Below are 17,350 nucleotides of genomic sequence, written 5' to 3' on the forward strand. Positions count from 1 at the left end.
CCGAGGACCCTCCGGGGGCAGCGCTCACTCGTTCGGAGGGAACGGCGAGTTGCGGGTCTTCGGCAGTCGGAGCACCTCGAACTGGTCGGTGTTCTCGATCAACGCGCCGGAGGGCGCCGCCGGCACCGGCCGGCTCTCCCGCCGCCCCGCCTCGGCCGGGCCGGCACCGACCGCCGCGCCCACCGGCGCCCGCCCGGTGTCCGTCCCGGTGTCATCGGCGTCGCTCACCTCGCCACCGCTCGCCCCGTCGTCGGACACGTCACCGCGGCGGCGTCGCCACGCCCGGACCGACACCTTGGTGTCCTCCACCATGGCGTACAGGGTCGGTACCAGGATCAGCGTGAGCAGGGTGGAGGTGAGCAGGCCGCCGATCACCACGATCGCCAGCGGCCGCGAGATGAAACCACCCTCCCCGGTGAGCCCGAAGGCCATCGGGGTCAGCGCGAAGATGGTCGCGATCGCGGTCATCAGGATCGGCCGCAGCCGATGCCGCCCGCCCTCGACCACCGCTTCCCGTACCCCCATCCCCTGGGCGCGGTACTGGTTGACCAGGTCGAGCAGCACGATGGCGTTCGTCACCACGATGCCGACAAGCATGAGCACGCCGATCAGCGCCGGCACCCCCAGCGCGGTGCCGCTGACCAGCAGCAGGGCGACAGCTCCGGTGGCCGCGAACGGAATGGAGACCAGCAGGATCAGCGCCTGGATCACGCTACGGAACGTCGCCATCATGATCAGGAAGACGATCGCGATCGCGGCCAGCACGGCCAGACCCAGATCGGCGAAGGTCTCGCGCTGCTCGGCACTGACGCCGCCGAGGGTGACAGTGGCCCCCGGTACGTCGATCGCGTCGAGACGGCTCTGCAACTCGGTGCTGATCGCGCCCAGGTCGGAGCCGGTGACCGTGCCGGTCACCGAGACGCTGCGCTCACCGTCGATCCGCCGTACCTGCTGGGGCCCGGTGGTCTCGGTGACGTCGGCGATGTCGTCCAGCTCGACCGCGCCCACCGGCAGCGCCCGCAACTCCGCCACGGTGACCGGCGGCGCGGCCGACAGCCGCAGCACCACGTCCCGGGCAGCGCCGTCGACTGTCACCTGCCCCAGGGGCGAACCCCGGAACGCCTGCGACACCAGCTGCCCGACGGTGGCCTCGGTCAGCCCGGCCCGACTGGCCGCCACGCGGTCGACTGTCACGTCGACGCGCGGTACCCGCTCGGCCAGGGTGGTCGAGACGTCCTCGACCCCGCTGATGCCGGTCAGGGCCGCCTCGGCCTGCTGGGCGGCGGCGGCCAACGCCTCGGGATCGGCGGCCCGGACGATGACCGCCAGCTCGTTTGCGGACGCCCCGCCCTGGCCCGCCGGGAAGGTGATCTCACCGGCCTCCGACCCGAGCGCCGTGAACCGGTCCCGCAGCACGCCGCGCATCGCCTTGGCGTCGGTCTCGTCGCCGAGGCGCAGCGCGTAGCTGGCCACGTTGTTGCCGGCCGTGCCGGCCCACGGCGTGTCGCCGCCACCGGCGGTGACCTGGTACGACTCGACGCCCGGGGTGCTCGCCAGCACCTCCTCGACCCGCCGGGCCGCCGCGTCGGTGCCGGCCAGCCCGGTACCCACAGGCAGTTCCTGCCGGATGTTGAGGGTGTCCTGGCCGGAGTCGTCGAGGAAGTTGGTCTCCAGTTGCCGGGCCAGCCCGAAGGTGCCGACCAGCACCAGCAGCCCCGCCGCCAGGGTCGCCCAACGGTAGGCCCGCCGGCCGGTGGCGAACCGGATGACCGGCAGATACACCCGCTGCAACGGGCTGCGCAGCTCGCGCTCCTCCGCCGCCCGGCGGACCGCCGCCCCGTCGGTCGCGCCGCTCACCGGCTTGAGGAACCAGTACGCGAGCACCGGGATCACGGTAAGCGACACCAGCAGTGAGGCGAGCAGCGCCACGGTGACCGTGATCGCGAAGGGCGCGAAGAGCTGGCCGACGAAACCACCGACAAGTGCGATGGGGGCGAAGACGGCCACCGTGGTCAGCGTCGACGCGGTGACGGCACCGGCCACCTCGCGTACCGCCGTGAGAATCGCCTGCCGCTTCGGCCCGCCGTACGACAGGTGCCGCTTGATGTTCTCCAGCACGACTATCGAGTCGTCCACCACCCGGCCGACCGCGACCGTCAACGCGCCGAGGGTGAGCAGGTTGAGCGAGTAGTCACCGATCCAGAGGGCGATCAGTGCGACCACCACCGACAGCGGGATGGAGACCGCGGTGACCACTGTGGAGCGCACCGACAGCAGGAACACCAGGATGACCACCACGGCCATGATCAGACCCAGCAGGCCCTCGGTGCTCAGCGTCTTGATGGACTTCTCCACGAACGGCGCCTGGTCGAGCACCACTGTCAGCTCGGCACCGGTGGCGGAGCGCAGGTCGGCGAGCCGGTCGGCGACCTCGTGGGAGATCTCCACCGCGTTACCGTCCGGGTCCGCGGTGACCGCGATGCCGAGGCTCTCCCGGCCGTTGGTACGGGTGATCGCGGTGGCCGGGGCGAGTTGCTCCTCGACCGTGGCGACGTCGCCGAGGCGGACCGGACCGGCCTTCTTCACAGGCGGCGCGACGACCACGTCGCGCAACTCGTCCAGGGTGGTCAGCGGGGCACCCACCTGTACCGGCAGGCTGCGCTCGCCGTCCAGCACCGCACCGGCCGGCACCGCCACCCCGTTCGCCTGCAACGCGGTGCCGATAGCGGTCGGCTGCACCTTCGCCTTCGCCAGCTTCGCCGGATCCGGCGTGATCACCACAAGTTCGTCGCGGACACCTGTCAGCTCGACGCTGCGGACGCCGTCGATCGCCGCCAGTTCCGGCACCACCGTGTCACGCAGCTTGCCGGCGAGGACCCGCTCGTCGTCGTCGCCGGACGCGGCCAGCACCACCGCCGGCAGGTCGTCGGTGCCGCCCGCGATCACCTGCGGGTCCACCCCCTCGGGCAGCCCGGTCCGGTTGATCGCGGTCTGCATCCGGCTGACCATGTCGTCGAGTTCGGTGCCGAACTCGTACTGCACCTGGATGGTGGTCAGGCCCTCCCGGGAGGTCGAGACGACCGAGTCGAGACCGGCGAGGCCGCGCAGGCTGTTCTCGATCGGTTCGGCGACCTGGGATTCGACGACCTCCGGTGCGGCACCGGGGTACTGGGCCACGATGAACGCGGCGGGGAACTCCAACGACGGGAGGAGTTGCTGCTTCAGTGACGGCACGGCGTACACACCGAACGCCGTGGTCACCACCGCGATGAGGGCTACCAGCCCCCGGTTGGCGAGGCTGAATCTGGCGAGCAGCGACATCGCGTGGCTCACTCCTGGGGGAGACGGTCGAGGGGTACGAGCAGTGTGCCCGACCCGGTCGTTCTGTCGGTCTCCGGGGCGGCCGGGGGCCCGGCGGTGCCGATCCGCAGCGACGCCACCAGATCGCGGTACAGCTCGTCGGTGCGCAGCAGGGCGGCGTGGTCGCCGGTGGCCCGGATCCGGCCACGGTCCATCACGACGATCTGATCGGCGTCGAGCACGGTGGAGAGCCGGTGAGCGATGGTCACCACCGCGCCCGTCGCGGACCGCTGCCGCACGCACCGGCCGACCACCGCTTCGGTCAGGCCGTCGAGCTGGGAGGTGGCCTCGTCGAGCAACAGCACATCAGGGGTACGCAGCACGGCGCGGGCCAACGCGATGCGCTGCCGTTCGCCGCCGGAGACGGTGGTGGCGCCCAGCGGCGTGTCCAGCCCGAGGTCCAGCGAGCCGACCTTGTCGTGCAGGTCGACCGCGCGCAGGACGGCCCAGAGTTCCTCGTCGCCGGCATCGGGGTGGGTGAAGCGCAGGTTGTCCCCGATGGTGCCCGGCACCACCGGGGCGTCCTGCTCGACATAGGCCAGCCGCCGTCGGATCTCGGCGGGCGTGTGCTCCGGGTAGGGGCGGCCGTGCAGCAGCAGCCGGCCCTGCTCCGGTTCGAGGAAGCGGAGCAGCAGGGAGAACAGGGTGGTCTTGCCGGCACCGGAGGGCCCGACGATGGCGGTGTGGCCACGCCGGGGGATCTCCAGGTCGATGCCGCGCACCGCGGGTGCCGCCCCCGGGGCGTACCGTGCGCTGACGCCCTGGAAGGCCAGCACGACGCCGCCGGATTCCGATCCGACGGGCCCGGTCGGCGCGGCGGGTACCGGTGCTGGCTGGCCTGTCGACTGGGAGCCCGGCTCGACTGCGATGGCCTCGATCTCCCGCAGTCGGCCGGCGGCCGCGATGCCGGCCTGCATGGCGGTCATGTTCTGGGTCAACTCGCTGATCGGCCCCATCAGCTGGAAGGCGTAGAGCAGGAATGCGATAAGCGTGGACACCTCGATCAGGCCACGCTCGGCCCGCGCCGCCCCGAAGCCGAGGATGACGATCACCGCGAGCTGGATGCCGGTCCAGGAGATGGTCCAGACTGTCGCCGCTCGACGGGCGGCCTGTATGCCGTGCCGTGCCGAGTCCTCGGCGTGCCTGGTGATCAGACCTGTCTGGCGCTGCTCGGCCCGGCTGGCCTTGACCGTACGGATGGCGCGGAGGGAACCCTCCAGGGCCCCGCCGAGACGCCCCACCGACTCCTGCGCCGCCTCCTGGGCCCGCCCGATCGACGGCAGCAGCAGACCCATCAGCACCGCCACGACGACTACCGCGACCAGCGTGGTACCCAGCAGCACCAGGTCGAGCGTGCCCATCAGCACGAGCGTCCCGACAAGCGCCACCGCGCCGTTGATCAGGCCGACGAGGCTGCCGGACGCCTCGTGCAGCAGACCCGGGTCGGAGGTCGCCCGGGTGACCAGCTCACCGCCGGACCGACCGGCCAACTGGTCGATCCGGGCGGCGAAGTAGCGGCGGATGACCCTGGACCGCGCGTCGAGCACCACCCGCTCGGCGACGCCGCCCATCAACATCCACTGCCAGAGCGAGATGGCAGCGCCGATGATGACGAGGGCGAGCAGCACGGTCACCGGCTGGAGCAGCGAGCCACCGGCGCCCAGGGTGTCCAGTACCCACTTGGTCACCAGCGGCGTGGCCAGCCCGGCGGCGTTGGCCACCAGGCCGAGCAGCAGCCCGAGCAGCATGGCCGGCCAGTGCGGTCGCAGGTAGGCCAGCAGGAGGCTGGTTCTGCCCCGGGTCGGTTGCGGGTCGATCGGTTCGGCAACGGCGGTCTCGGTCACCCCGCAATGGAACACCTCTGTTCCAGGGTGGGCAAGTGAAATTCCGAATCCGTACATTGATAGCGTCTATCCGTGGTGACCACCGAGGAGACCGGCAGTCGGGCGCGGACCCGGCAGGCGATCCTGCAGGCCGCGATCGAGGTGCTGAGCCGCAATCCGGCGGCCAGTCTGGGCGAGATCGCCACCGCCGCGCAGGTCGGCCGGACCACCCTGCACCGGTACTTCGCCGAGCGGTCGGACCTGCTGGCCGGGGTGGCCGGCGAGGGCGTCGTCCGGCTCAACCGGGCGACCACCCGCGCCCGGCTGGCAGAGGGCACCGGCGCGCAGGCGCTGCACCGGCTCTGCGCGGAATACTTCGACCTGGGCGACCTGCTCTCACTTGTCTTCGCCGAGCCGCAACTGATCTCCGACCCGGCCTGGGCCACAGGCGTCTGCGACGACGACTTCCATGCCCTTGTCGCCCGGGGACACGCGGACGGCAGCATCGACCCGGCGCTGCCGGCCACCTGGTTGCAGTCCGTGCTCTGGGCACAGCTCTACGCGGGCTGGAGCTACCTGGCCGAACACGACGTGTCCCGCCACGAGGTACTCGCCCTGGTCACCCGAACCGTCGCCGGCGCCGTCACCCCCCGTCCCTGACTCCCCCACCAGCCGCCCCTTGCGGCGATCATGCAGTTGTGGCTCCCGAAACGCACACGTTCATCCACCCTTGTGAGGTGCCACAACTGCATGATCGACGGGTGCTGCGGGTCGGCGTTGCAGCTTGGGCGATGGGGGTGGGGACGAGGTCGGATTACGACTGCGCGCGGAGCCGTCAGGCGAGGTCGAGGGAGCGGGCGGCGACGAGGGGGTCGTTGGCGATGGTGACCGGGGCGGGGGCGGTGGAGATGGCCCATTCCGGGTCCTTCAGGCCGTGCCCGGTGACCGTGCAGACCACCGTGGACCCGGCCGGCACCCGGCCGGCGGCGGCCTGCTGGAGCAGGCCGGCGACGCTTGCCGCGCTGCCCAGTTCCACGAAGACACCGACCTCTCGGGCCAGCAGCCGGTACGCCGCCAGGATCTCCCGGTCGGTGACCGCCTCGATCAGGCCGCCGGAGGCGTCCCGCGCGTCCAGGGCCTTCGTCCAACTCGCCGGGTTGCCGATCCGGATGGCCGTGGCGATTGTGGACGGCTCGGCCACCACCTGCCCGGTCACTATCGGCGCCGCGCCAGCCGCCTGGAAGCCGTACATCTTCGGCCGCCGGCTGGCGTTGCCCGCGTCGTGGTCCTCCGTGTAACCCATCCAGTACGCGGAGATGTTGCCGGCGTTACCCACCGGCAGGCAGTGGATGTCGGGCGCGTCGCCGAGCGCCTCGACGATCTCGAAGGCGGCGGTCTTCTGACCGTGCAGCCGGTCGATGTTCACCGAGTTGACCAGGGCCACCGGGTAGTCCTGGGCGAGCTTGGCGGCCAGCGCCAGACAGTCGTCGAAGTTGCCGTTGACCTGGAGCAGCTTGGCGCCGTGCACGAGCGCCTGAGCGAGCTTGCCCAGCGCGATCTTGCCCTGCGGAACCAGGACGGCACAGGTCATCCCGGCCCGGGCCGCGTACGCGGCGGCGGAAGCGGAGGTGTTGCCGGTGGAGGCGCAGATGATGGCCTTGTTGCCGGCCTCGACCGCCTTGGAGACGGCCATCGTCATCCCCCGGTCCTTGAACGAACCGGTGGGGTTCGCGCCCTCCACCTTGAGGTAAACGTCGCAGCCGAGTCGGGCGGAGAGCACCGGCGCGGGCAGCAGCGGCGTGTTTCCCTCGTGCAGGGTGACCACCGGCGTGGCGTCGGTGACCGGCAGCCGGTCCCGGTAGGCGTCGATCAGGCCACGCCACATCTCGCTCTCCTCGCCTCTGCGATTGATCCGGCCGCTCACAGCCCGCCCTCGACCCGCAGCACGCTCGCCACCGACCTGACGATGTCCAGACCACGCAGTTGCTGGACGGTCGCCGCGAGCGCCGCGTCCGGCGCGACATGGGTCACGATGACCAGCACCGCGTCACCGGCCGCCCCGGCGGCACCGGCTGCCGGCCCCTGACGGACGGTGGCGATCGAGACGTCGTGCCGGGCGAACACCCCGGCCACCGCCTCCAGCACACCCGGCCGGTCGGCCACGTCGAGGCTGATGTGGTAGCGGGTGAGCGCCTCCCCCATCGGCCGCACCGGCAGGTCGGCGTAGGCGGACTCGCTGGCCGCGCGGACCCCGGCGAGGCGGTTACGGGCCACCGCCACCACGTCCCCGAGCACCGCGCTGGCAGTCGGCGCCCCACCGGCGCCCCGTCCGTAGAACATCAACTGCCCGGCCGCCTCGGCCTCGACGAAGACCGCGTTGAACGCGTCGCCGACGCTGGCCAGGGGATGGGTCACCGGGATCATCGCCGGGTGGACCCGGACACTCACCGCTTCCCGGCCCTGCCCGTCGGCGCCGCGCGCGGCGATGCAGAGCAGCTTGATCGTGCAGCCCATCGCCTTGGCGCTGGCCACGTCCGCTGCGGTGACCTCGGTGATGCCCTCGCGGTGCACGTCGGCGGCGGCGACCCGGGTATGGAAGGCGAGCGAGGCGAGGATCGCCGCCTTGGCGGCCGCGTCGAAGCCCTCCACGTCGGCCGTCGGATCGGCCTCCGCGTACCCCAGCTCGGTCGCCTCCTCAAGCGCCTCGGCGAAGCCGGCGCCGGTGGCGTGCATGGCGGAGAGGATGAAGTTGGTGGTGCCGTTGACGATGCCGGTGACCCGGGTGATGCGGTCGCCGTGCAGCGACTCGCGCAGCGGGCGCAGCAGCGGGATGGCCCCGGCCACCGACGCCTCGTAGTAGAGGTCGCCGCCGCCCTCCGCCGCCGCGTCGTGCAGGGCGCCGCCGTCCTCGGCGAGCAGTGCCTTGTTGGCGGTGACCACGCTCTTGCCGGCCCGCAACGCCTCCACCAGCCAGCCGCGCGCCGGCTCGATGCCGCCGACCACCTCCACCACCACGTCGACGTCGTCCCGCTTGATCAGGCCGAGCGCGTCGGTGGTGAACAGGGCCGGATCGACAGGCAGGTCGCCGCGGTCGCGCCCGATCCGGCGTACCGCGATGCCGGCGATCTCCAGCGGCGCGCCGACGCGGGCGGCGAGGTCCGCCGACTGCTCGTGCAGCAGCCGGACCACCTCGGCACCAACGGTGCCGCAGCCGAGCAGGGCGAGGCGTACAGGTGACGTCATCCCACATCCAAAGCGAGCAGGTCCTCTTCGGTCTCCGGTCGAACGATCAGCCGGGCCCGGCCGTTTCGAACCGCGACCACGCCGGGGCGGGGCACGTGGTTGTAGTTGCTGGCCATGCTGCGGCAGTACGCGCCCGTGCCGGGCACCGCGACAAGATCTCCGGGCTGCACGTCGGCGGGCAGGAATTCATCCTTCACCACGATGTCCCCGGACTCACAGTGCTTTCCCACCACGCGGGCGAGCATCGGTCCGGCAGCGCTCGCCCGGGAGGCCAGGGTCGCCGAGTACGACGCGTCGTACAGGGCCGTGCGGATGTTGTCGCTCATCCCGCCGTCGACGCTCACGTACGTCCGGATGCCGTCGACGTCCTTGACCGTACCCACCTCGTAGAGAGTGAACACGGCCGGGCCGACGATCGCCCGGCCCGGTTCGATGGACAGGTGCGGTGTGACCAGCCGCTCCGCCGCACACTCCGAGTCCACGATCTTGCGCAGCCGCTTGGCCAGGTCGTTCGGGGCGGCGGGATCGTCCTGCGAGGTGTACGCGATACCGAAACCACCGCCGAGGTCCAGCTCGGGCAGTTCGACGCCGCGGGCGTCGCGGATCTGCGCCTGCAGGGCGAGCACCCGTCGGGCGGAGACCTCGAAGCCGCTGGTGTCGAAGATCTGCGAGCCGATGTGCGAGTGCAGGCCGCGCAGCTCCAGCACGTCCTCGTCGAGCACGCGCAGCGCCGCGGTCAGGGCCGCCCCGCCCGCGAGGGAGAAGCCGAACTTCTGGTCCTCGTGGGCGGTGGCGATGAACTCGTGGGTGTGCGCCTCCACCCCGACGGTGACCCGGATCAGCACCCGGGGCCGGACACCCCGTTCGCGGGCCAGCGCGGTGAGCCGCTCGATCTCGTGGAACGAGTCGACGATTATCCGCCCCACCCCGACGTCGAGGGCCCGGCTCAGCTCGGCCACCGACTTGTTGTTGCCGTGGAAGCCGATCCGCTCCGGCGGCATCCCGCCAGCCAGCGCCACGGCCAGCTCCCCGCCGCTGCACACGTCGAGGAACATGCCTTCCTCGACGATCATCCGAACCACCGCGCGGCAGAGGAATGCCTTGCCCGCGTAGTAGACGTCCTCGTCCGGGAAGGCGGCCTGGAAGTCCCGGCAGCGCGAGCGGAGGTCGTCCTCGTCGAGCACGTACACCGGGGTGCCGAACTCGGCGGCGATGTCGCGGACGTCCAGGCCCGCGACGGTGAGCGCGCCGTCGTCGGAGCGCGCCACGTTGCCCGGCCACAGCTGCGGCACCAGGGCGTTGACGTCGGCCGGGGTACGCAGCCAGGCCGGCCCCCGGTTACCGATGTCGCCGTGCAGCGCGCCCGCTTCGTGCGCCCGCATCAGTGCCTCCCCGGCTTCGCGACCGCGGGGCCGGCAAGGTCACGTCTCACGCTCACGACTACATCCGTTCCGGCGCCGAGACGCCGAGCAGGCGCAACCCGTTGGCGATGACCACCCGGGTGGCGTCGTTGAGCCAGAGTCGTGCCCGGTGCAGGTCGGTCACCTTCTCGTCGCCCCGGGGCAGGATCCGGCAGTTGTCGTAGAACCTGTGGTACGCCCCGGCCAGGTCCTCCAGGTAGCGGGCCACCCGGTGCGGCTCACGCAGCTCGGCGGCGGCGGCCACCACGGCGGGGAACTCGGCGAGCGCCTTGAGCAGATCGTTCTCCTTCTCGTGGTCGAGCAGCTCGGGCCGGAACGACGCGGCGTCACCCCGCACCAGGCCCACCTCGGCGGCGTTGCGGCCGACGCTCGCCGTACGGGCCGCCACGTACTGCACGTAGTAGACGGGGTTGTCCCGGGTGGCCCGGGTCCACAACTCGATGTCGATGTCGATGGGCGAGTCGCTGGAGTACCGGGCCAGCGCGTACCGGGAAGCGTCCACGCCGATCGCGTCGACCAGGTCCTCCAGGGTCACCACGGTGCCGGCGCGCTTGCTCATCCGGACCGGCGCACCATCGCGGACCAGGTTCACCAGTTGGCCGATCAGGATCTCCAGCGTCTGCTCGGGGTCGTCCCCGAAGCAGGACGCCATCGCCTTCATCCGGCCGACGTAGCCGTGGTGGTCCGCGCCGAGCATGATCACGACGCGGTCGAAGCCCCGTTCCCGCTTGTCCAGGTAGTAGGCGCAGTCGGCGGCGAAGTAGGTCCACTCGCCGTTGGACTTGCGCAGCACCCGGTCCTTGTCGTCGCCGAAGTCGGTGGTCCGTAGCCAGGTGGCGCCCTCGGACTCGAAGACGTGGCCCTGCTCGCGCAGCCGGGTCAGGGCGTGCTCCAGCTCGTCCCGGTCGTGCAGGTCCTTCTCGTTGAAGTAGGTGTCGAACTCGACCCCGAAGTCGCGCAGCGAGGACTTGATCTCGTTGAACATCAGCGCGACGCCCTCGACCCGGAAGACCTCCTGGGCGGTGGCCTCGTCCAGGCTCAGCACCTCCGGCCGCCGGGCCGTGACCTGCTCGGCGATCTCGGCGATGTACGCCCCGCCGTAGCCGTCCTCCGGCGCCGGCTGGTGCCGGGCGGCGGCGAGCAGCGAGCGGGCGAAGCGGTCGATCTGCGAGCCGGCGTCGTTGAAGTAGTACTCGGTGCCCACGTCGGCACCTGTCGCGCGCAGCAGCCGGCTCAACGCGTCGCCGACCGCCGCCCAGCGGACGCCACCGATGTGCACCGGACCTGTCGGGTTGGCCGAGACGAACTCCAGGTTGATCTTGAGCCCGGCGAGCCGGTCGCTGCGGCCGTACTCCTCCCCCGCCTCGACGATCGAGCGGGCGAGCTGCCCGGCGGCGGCGGCGTCCAGCCGGATGTTGAGGAAGCCCGGGCCGGCGATCTCGACCGATTTGATGCCGGGCGTGCTGGCCAGCTCGGCCGCCAGCGCGGCGGCCAGGTCCCGTGGCGGCAGGCCCACCTTCTTGCTCAGCTGAAGCGCCAAGGTCGCAGCGTAGTCGCCGTGCTCAGGGTTGCGGGGTCGCTCGACCGTGGTGTGCTCCGGCAGCGCGGAGCGGTCCAGCCCTCGGTCGGCGAAGACGGCGTGAGCGGCGGCTAGGACGGCTTCGGCAAGCTCTGCAGGAGTCACCGAACCATGTTATCGGGGGTAGACTCGGTCCCCGCGGCGGCGACCCAGCATCCGAACCCAGCCCGCCAGAGCCCCTGACCGACCGACCTGACGAGGCACGATGAGTATCAGCACCCCGGGCGGCCCGGAACGCCGCCCGACCGTGGTCAGCACCGGCAAGAAGCCGGCGGCGGGACGGCCGGCCGCCGGCGCCAAGGCGACCGGAGCCAAGGCTGGCCCCAGCAAGTCCGGATCGGCCCAGCGCGCGGGGGGCGGCAAGGGGCCGCGTAAGCCGATCACCCCGGTGAAGGTGAGCCAGGGCCGGTCGTGGGGGCCGATCGCGCTCTTCGTCGCCGTCGGCGTGCTCGCCACGTCGATCATCGGTTTCGGCGCCTGGGCGACCTTCAAGGGCAGCCAGTCCTGGGAGGACAAGGCGGCCGACATCGCGGGCATCGTCAACTACCGCGAGACCGACCCGGAAAGCCTCACCTACGAGTCGCACCAGTCCGGCAAGATCGAATACAAGTACAGCCCGCCGGTCGGTGGCGCGCACAACAACGCCTGGCAGCGGTGCCTCGGTGACGTCTACGACGCGCCGATCGCGTCCGAACACGCGGTGCACAGCATGGAGCACGGCTCGGTCTGGCTCACCTACCGCCCGGACCTGCCCGCCGCCGACGTCGAGAAGCTGGCCAGCGTGATCCGTGGCAACGACTTCATGCTGATGAGCCCGTACGAGGGCCTGGACGCCGCCGTGTCGCTCCAGGCGTGGGGCTACCAGCTCAAGGTGGACAGCGCCGACGACCCGCGGATCAAGGAGTTCGCCACCACGCTTGCGCAGAACGCCTCGATCGAGCCGGGCGTGCCCTGCTCCTCCGGCAACTACACCACCGGCACCGGCACCGAGCCGCGCGAGTTGGCTCCGCCGACGGGTGGCTGACATGCCCAGCGCGACCCAGGAGGCCCCTCCGGCTGAGCGCAACGGCACCGAACTTCGCAGGCCGTCCCGGGCGCTGCGCTACCTGACCCTGGTCATGGCGGCGGTGCTGCTGCTCGGCGTCGGGTGGACGGCCGCGACACTTGTCGCGGACCGGGCTCCCGGTGACGACTCGGCCGAGGCCGGCTTCGCCCGGGACATGTCCCGTCACCACGCCCAGGCGGTGGAGATGGCGATGATCGCGTACGCCAAGGGGCAGGATCCGGCGATCCGGCAGATGGGCTACGACATGGCCCTGACCCAGCAGGCCCAGATCGGCCACATGCAGCGCTGGTTGCAGGAGTGGGAGCTGCTGCCCACCGGTTCCCGGCCGGCCATGGAGTGGATGCCCGACGCCGTGCCGGTCGGCCAGGACGGGCTGATGCCCGGCATGGCCACCCGCGACGAGATCACCCAACTGCACGAGGCCCAGGGCGCCGAGGTCGACAAGCTCTTCATCAAGCTGATGATCAACCATCACCTCGGTGGCGTGCACATGGCCGACGGCCTGCTGAAGGTCTCCGACCGCGCCGAGGTGGTCCGGATGGCCCAGGCCATGAAGCAGACCCAGCAGAAGGAGATCAACGAGCTGCGCCGCATGGAGGTCACAAGCGGCTGATTCGTTGCCACCCGGCCCGACCTCCCGCCGCCCCGCTCGTCACGTCGAGCGGGGCGGCGGTGCGTTTGGCAGCCGCACCCGACCGGGATCACCGCCTCCGCCCCACCTTGGTGCCATAAGACCGATTTTCCCTCTAGGGGTTACTTGGAGCGAAGTGCACTCGTTGTCCGGGACGTGGGGGTTGCACTCAGAGACGCGCGGCGTTCGGTCACCAGCTGGTGCCGACGCCACACCATCGGCGGTGACGGAGCGGTGGCAGCCGTCCGTCGCGGACAGCGGCAGGGTGAGCCGGGAACACTCAGCCGCGAACAGGAGCTGGAACTCATCGACGCCCTCCGGGGCGGATACCCCGACGCGTTCGGCCTGGACGAGGAACTGTGGACCCGCCAGAGCCTGCACGCCCTCATCGAGCAGCAGTTCGACCTGACGCTTGACGTGGGAGTGGTCGGGGCGTACCTGCGGGCCTGGGGGTTGGGTCCGCGCGAGCCCCGCGAGCGGGCCTGCGGGCTCTGCGTCGGAGCGGTCGAGCGTTGGGTGCGCAGCGAGTACCCGGCGATCACCCGGGCCGCCCAGGAACACCTGGCCGAGGTCTACTGGCTGGGCCGGGTCAGGCTGCGGGGCACCATGCCCGCGGCCGACGTCATCTCGGCGGTCTCCTCGCGAGGGCGGGTCCGGTTCATGGTCACCACACCGTCGGTCGACCCGCCGCTGCCCCGGGAGTTCCTGCACCGACTCAGCGGCGCCGAGCAGCGCACCGTGCACCTGATCGTGGACGGCTCCTGGGCCCGCAACGAGTGGCCGCGCCGGCTGCCCCGACGGATCGTGCCGCACCCGCTGCCCAGCTGCGGACGCGCGCTCGCCGCCTGAGCCACGCCGCCGACACCCGTCACATCCACCCGAACGGAACCGGTCCGTCAGCGACCCGGGCCGGTCCCGTTCAGGTGAGCCGAGACCCACGCACGACCCACCGATACCGATTCGGCGATCGGGTGGGAGGTTTGCTAATCTTCTCCAGTCACTGAGCCCCCGTAGCTCAGGGGATAGAGCACCGCCCTCCGGAGGCGGGGGCGCAGGTTCGAATCCTGCCGGGGGCACGTCACAGAACTGCAAACGCGCAGCGCGACCGCTCAATCACTGATTGTGGACGTCGGCTTCACGCTTTGAGCGATCGAGGATGCCCCGGGCGCACCGCCCGGGGCATCCTCACGTTCAACACGCAGCCGCACGATGCAACAGAGCCCCGCAGCGAGCCGAGAGCGAGTAGAGGTTAATGAGAAAATCGTGCCATGCCCCATGATTACGGTACTCTCATCGGTTCGAGCTCGGTGCGCTCAGGGCTGGACACCGACATCACCCCTCTCGGTGAACGCGCTCTTCGGGGCGTCCTTGACCACGTGATCGCTGTCGGAGACGAGGCTGAGTCGACCTACCTTGAGGTCAAGAGCACTCTCGACATGAACGGCAAGGCCGCCGCAGCCAAGATCGCGAAGTTCCTTCTGGGCGCAGCCAATCGGCGTCCGCACGAAGCCGCCAGGCACTTCCGTGGGTACGCGGTGCTGGTGATTGGTGCGCAGAAGGACGGCGCATCAGGCGTACCACGCGGGACAGAGGCACACGAACTCGAAGATCGCCTCCGTCCCTACCTCGGGCCGCAGTTCCCGGCGTTCGAGTTCGGAAGGATCGGTGTAGACGCCGAGCACGAGGTGCTGTTTGTTATCGCGCAACCACCGCAGGAAGGGCATACGATCTTCGCGTGCCACAAGAGCTTTCAGGGAGACGACCGCCGCGACAACCTGGAAGACGGAGCGGTCTACGTACGGGGCACAAGCAACACCAGGCCGGCTCGCTCCGGAGAGATCGAGGCACTCGTCGAACGAGTGCGCGGTGGCAGGAAGCCGCCGATCACACTTGAGATGGAAGTGCTTGGCCCGATCAGCCGAGTTGAACGTGTGGAAGAGGTCCTGGAGAGCCTCCGCGACTACGAAGAAGAGCAGTTCGGCAATGAGCCAGAGCTCGCGAAGGACGCGTTCGCGGCAACGTCGATTCGGCTGGCCTCGAGCGTCTTCGGCGGCACAGCGCACCTGACTACAGAAGACCGGGAGCGGGCATTAGCCACGTGGCGGAAAGGGAGAACCGAGCATATCGCGAGAGGCCGTGAGCACTTCTTGGGCGTCGCGCTCAGGGGTGTCGGCGTTCGCGTCGTCAGCCGGGACAGGTTCGTCGCCAAGCCGCACCTGATCGTGACCTTCCATGGCTGCGAGATGCTCGACTACCGCGATCCTGATGACGCGGACTACGCGACGGCGGTCGAACCCATTCTTCGCGAAAGTAATCCGCTCGGAGCGCCCGTCGACTTCGCCGCCCTGCGAGCCCACTCCCACAATTACCCGGTGGCATGGCGCAATCGCGAAAACGACGCCGAAGTCGTGTTGACACCAGAGTCGTTTCGTCCGAACGTCCCCTGGACGAGCGACCAGGACGACTACGTGATCGTCGCGAGGGATCCTCAGACAACCTCGGTAGAAATCACTTGGATCCTCACCGAGGACGGCAATGATGAGGTGACCAGTGGCGCTCTCGAGCTGCCGACCGACGAACTCATCGACGCAGCCGACCTATTTAGCTCGGTGTTCCTCAGGGAAGACTGACGCGGCGGATCCAGTGTTCAGTCCGCCGCGAATGGGGGCGCGTGTCGGCGAGAGCAGGTCCGCCATTGAAGATCAGGTGCTCGCTCATCGGCTAGACGAGTGCGTCGCGGCCAACCACGATGACGGTGCGTGTTGCTGCTCGTGCCGCTCGGCGACCTCCTCGACCGCCGCCGATTCGTCCCGGTGATGCTGCTGACCTCGGCCGTCGCACTGCTGCTGTGCGCGCTGGCACCGTCGATCGGCGTGCTCCTCCTCGCACTCGGCGTGCTCGGCGTGACGACGATTTCCGGACAGGCCCTCACACCGCTCGCCGGGGACCTGGCCGGCGCCTACCTTCCTGGCGACGACTTGAGTAGAACAACGAATGGAACGAAGTGTCATTCCATGGACTCGGAGCGCCATTTCGTTGATTAAGCAGCAGCGAAGTAGCGCAATAAGTAGCCGTGCCTCAGCCAAGAATCTCTAGTAGTCGGAATAGTCGGCGAAGCTCCTTTGACTGGACGGCAAGAGCGTCGATATCTAGATCCGCGATGCTTCTGCCCAAAGTTCCCGGTTGTGGTCGACGCCGAGGCGTATCTGTAATTCCTAGCGCCACCTCGAAGGTGGGATCGAGAGTGATGAACTCAATTTCGACTTCGTCTGAAAAGTCGCCGACTCGTAAGCGGTCGGCAATGCGCTTCTGATTCCAGCCCGCCTTGCCATCACTGTCAATAACGATGACTAGGCGATCAACCTCGCGATGCATCTGCAGTTGAGCCAACGCAACCGGCGCAATATTCAACAAGCCTCCTGCGGGAATAATATTGAAGTCCGGTGGATTACTTGATCGCTCAGCGAGCGAGTTCATAAGCCGGAGGTCGTATGCGCCTTCGACAATAAACAGGAGCTTCTGCGACTTCGGTGACCGGGCTTGAGACTGGGGAGCGATAGAAAAGAATGGAGTGCCCGCCTCTGCCGCCGCCCTCAGCTTAATCGCCAGCGCTTCCACGATTCCGATACCCTCAGACCGCACGATTTCACGAATTTCGGAGCCGTCGAAAAGAATCAGATTGAGGGACTTTCCCGCAATGAGGGCATCCACAGCATCGCCAGAATAGCCGCCCATGCTAATGAAGACCCCGATGGTTCCGGAGAGCTTACCATCAAGCTTGCCCTTAAACTGATAAAGGGCAGATGCTGGGATAGGGTCTTTGGTCCACTTTGCCTCAAGTAGCATGGGGCGACCCTGAAACACGAAGGAGCCATCGATTTCTTCACCCTTGGGCCGGTATCTTGTACGAGGATCTAGGCCGGCATTTGCAAACATTGCCTCAAGCACGCCTTCGAACCTCTGCCCACGCTGTCGCTTTTCGGCCCCAGGCGCATCCTGCGGAATGCTCTCGAGAGCTAAAAATTGAGCACGCCAGTCGTCGCCGTTTTCCGCCGAGTTTTCCATGAAGGGATCATGCCATCCGGTGATCGTTAGGCCAATACCCTCTGCGGTCCCCTATGCGCAGCTACCGCCGTCATTACCGCAGGGCCGACGGGCTCGGAAGGCCAGCCATGGCATACACCTGATAGCCCTTCGGGCGGCGGCCCGACACATTCGCATCGGCCA

13 protein-coding genes and 1 tRNA gene are annotated in these 17,350 nt (G+C 69.4%); 7 read left to right on the plus strand and 7 right to left on the minus strand.

What is annotated here, in order from left to right; all coding sequences use genetic code 11:
• Positions 1 to 24: 24 nt before the first annotated feature.
• Positions 25 to 3,321, minus strand: coding sequence for an efflux RND transporter permease subunit (locus Van01_RS27690; RefSeq protein ID WP_204013673.1), 3,297 nt, complete (start codon positions 3,319 to 3,321; stop codon positions 25 to 27).
• Between the two features lie 8 nt (positions 3,322 to 3,329).
• A complete protein-coding gene (locus tag Van01_RS27695) occupies positions 3,330 to 5,204 on the minus strand; it encodes an ABC transporter ATP-binding protein (protein ID WP_239099348.1) in 1,875 nt (624 codons plus the stop codon).
• Between the two features lie 72 nt (positions 5,205 to 5,276).
• On the opposite strand from Van01_RS27695, the gene Van01_RS27700 reads away from it, so the two are divergent.
• Positions 5,277 to 5,843 carry a TetR/AcrR family transcriptional regulator gene (locus Van01_RS27700; RefSeq protein ID WP_239093536.1) on the plus strand — a complete coding sequence of 189 codons (567 nt, stop codon included), beginning with the start codon at positions 5,277 to 5,279 and terminating at the stop codon, positions 5,841 to 5,843.
• Between the two features lie 175 nt (positions 5,844 to 6,018).
• On the opposite strand, the gene thrC is transcribed toward Van01_RS27700, so the two are convergent.
• From thrC to argS, 4 genes are read right to left on the minus strand one after another with little or no spacing between them, the layout of a single operon-like run.
• Positions 6,019 to 7,068, minus strand: a complete 1,050-nt coding sequence (gene thrC / locus Van01_RS27705) for a threonine synthase (RefSeq protein ID WP_204013676.1) — start codon at positions 7,066 to 7,068, stop codon at positions 6,019 to 6,021.
• 35 nt (positions 7,069 to 7,103) lie between these two features.
• On the minus strand, positions 7,104 to 8,426 hold the full coding sequence (locus Van01_RS27710; RefSeq protein ID WP_204013679.1) for a homoserine dehydrogenase: 1,323 nt from the start codon (positions 8,424 to 8,426) through the stop codon (positions 7,104 to 7,106).
• A complete protein-coding gene (lysA, locus tag Van01_RS27715; RefSeq protein WP_204013682.1) occupies positions 8,423 to 9,808 on the minus strand; it encodes a diaminopimelate decarboxylase in 1,386 nt (461 codons plus the stop codon). Before lysA ends, Van01_RS27710 begins: the two co-directional genes overlap by 4 nt.
• A gap of 58 nt (positions 9,809 to 9,866) precedes the next feature.
• Complete coding sequence (gene argS / locus Van01_RS27720; RefSeq protein ID WP_204013686.1) at positions 9,867 to 11,531, minus strand: arginine--tRNA ligase; 1,665 nt, start codon at positions 11,529 to 11,531, stop codon at positions 9,867 to 9,869.
• A gap of 100 nt (positions 11,532 to 11,631) precedes the next feature.
• On the opposite strand from argS, the gene Van01_RS27725 reads away from it, so the two are divergent.
• From Van01_RS27725 to Van01_RS27750, 6 genes are all read left to right on the plus strand, one after another.
• A complete protein-coding gene (locus Van01_RS27725) occupies positions 11,632 to 12,450 on the plus strand; it encodes a thioredoxin-like domain-containing protein (RefSeq protein ID WP_204013689.1) in 819 nt (272 codons plus the stop codon).
• A gap of 1 nt (position 12,451) precedes the next feature.
• Positions 12,452 to 13,105, plus strand: coding sequence for a DUF305 domain-containing protein (locus Van01_RS27730; protein ID WP_204013692.1), 654 nt, complete (start codon positions 12,452 to 12,454; stop codon positions 13,103 to 13,105).
• A 174-nt stretch (positions 13,106 to 13,279) separates the two neighbouring features.
• Positions 13,280 to 13,972 carry a winged helix-turn-helix domain-containing protein gene (locus Van01_RS27735; RefSeq protein ID WP_099850071.1) on the plus strand — a complete coding sequence of 231 codons (693 nt, stop codon included), beginning with the start codon at positions 13,280 to 13,282 and terminating at the stop codon, positions 13,970 to 13,972.
• 155 nt (positions 13,973 to 14,127) lie between these two features.
• Positions 14,128 to 14,199, plus strand: a tRNA-Arg gene (locus Van01_RS27740).
• Between the two features lie 192 nt (positions 14,200 to 14,391).
• A complete protein-coding gene (locus Van01_RS27745) occupies positions 14,392 to 15,753 on the plus strand; it encodes a hypothetical protein (protein ID WP_204013695.1) in 1,362 nt (453 codons plus the stop codon).
• 129 nt (positions 15,754 to 15,882) lie between these two features.
• Entirely contained in the window at positions 15,883 to 16,167 is a 285-nt protein-coding gene (locus Van01_RS27750) for a hypothetical protein (protein ID WP_204013697.1), read from the plus strand.
• A gap of 34 nt (positions 16,168 to 16,201) precedes the next feature.
• Here Van01_RS27750 and Van01_RS27755 read toward each other — a convergent pair whose 3' ends face one another.
• Positions 16,202 to 17,188 carry a restriction endonuclease gene (locus tag Van01_RS27755; protein ID WP_204013700.1) on the minus strand — a complete coding sequence of 329 codons (987 nt, stop codon included), beginning with the start codon at positions 17,186 to 17,188 and terminating at the stop codon, positions 16,202 to 16,204.
• Positions 17,189 to 17,350 lie beyond the last annotated feature (162 nt).

The sequence above is a fragment of the Micromonospora andamanensis genome (genome assembly GCF_016863495.1).
Classification (GTDB): Bacteria; Actinomycetota; Actinomycetes; order Mycobacteriales; family Micromonosporaceae; genus Micromonospora; species Micromonospora andamanensis.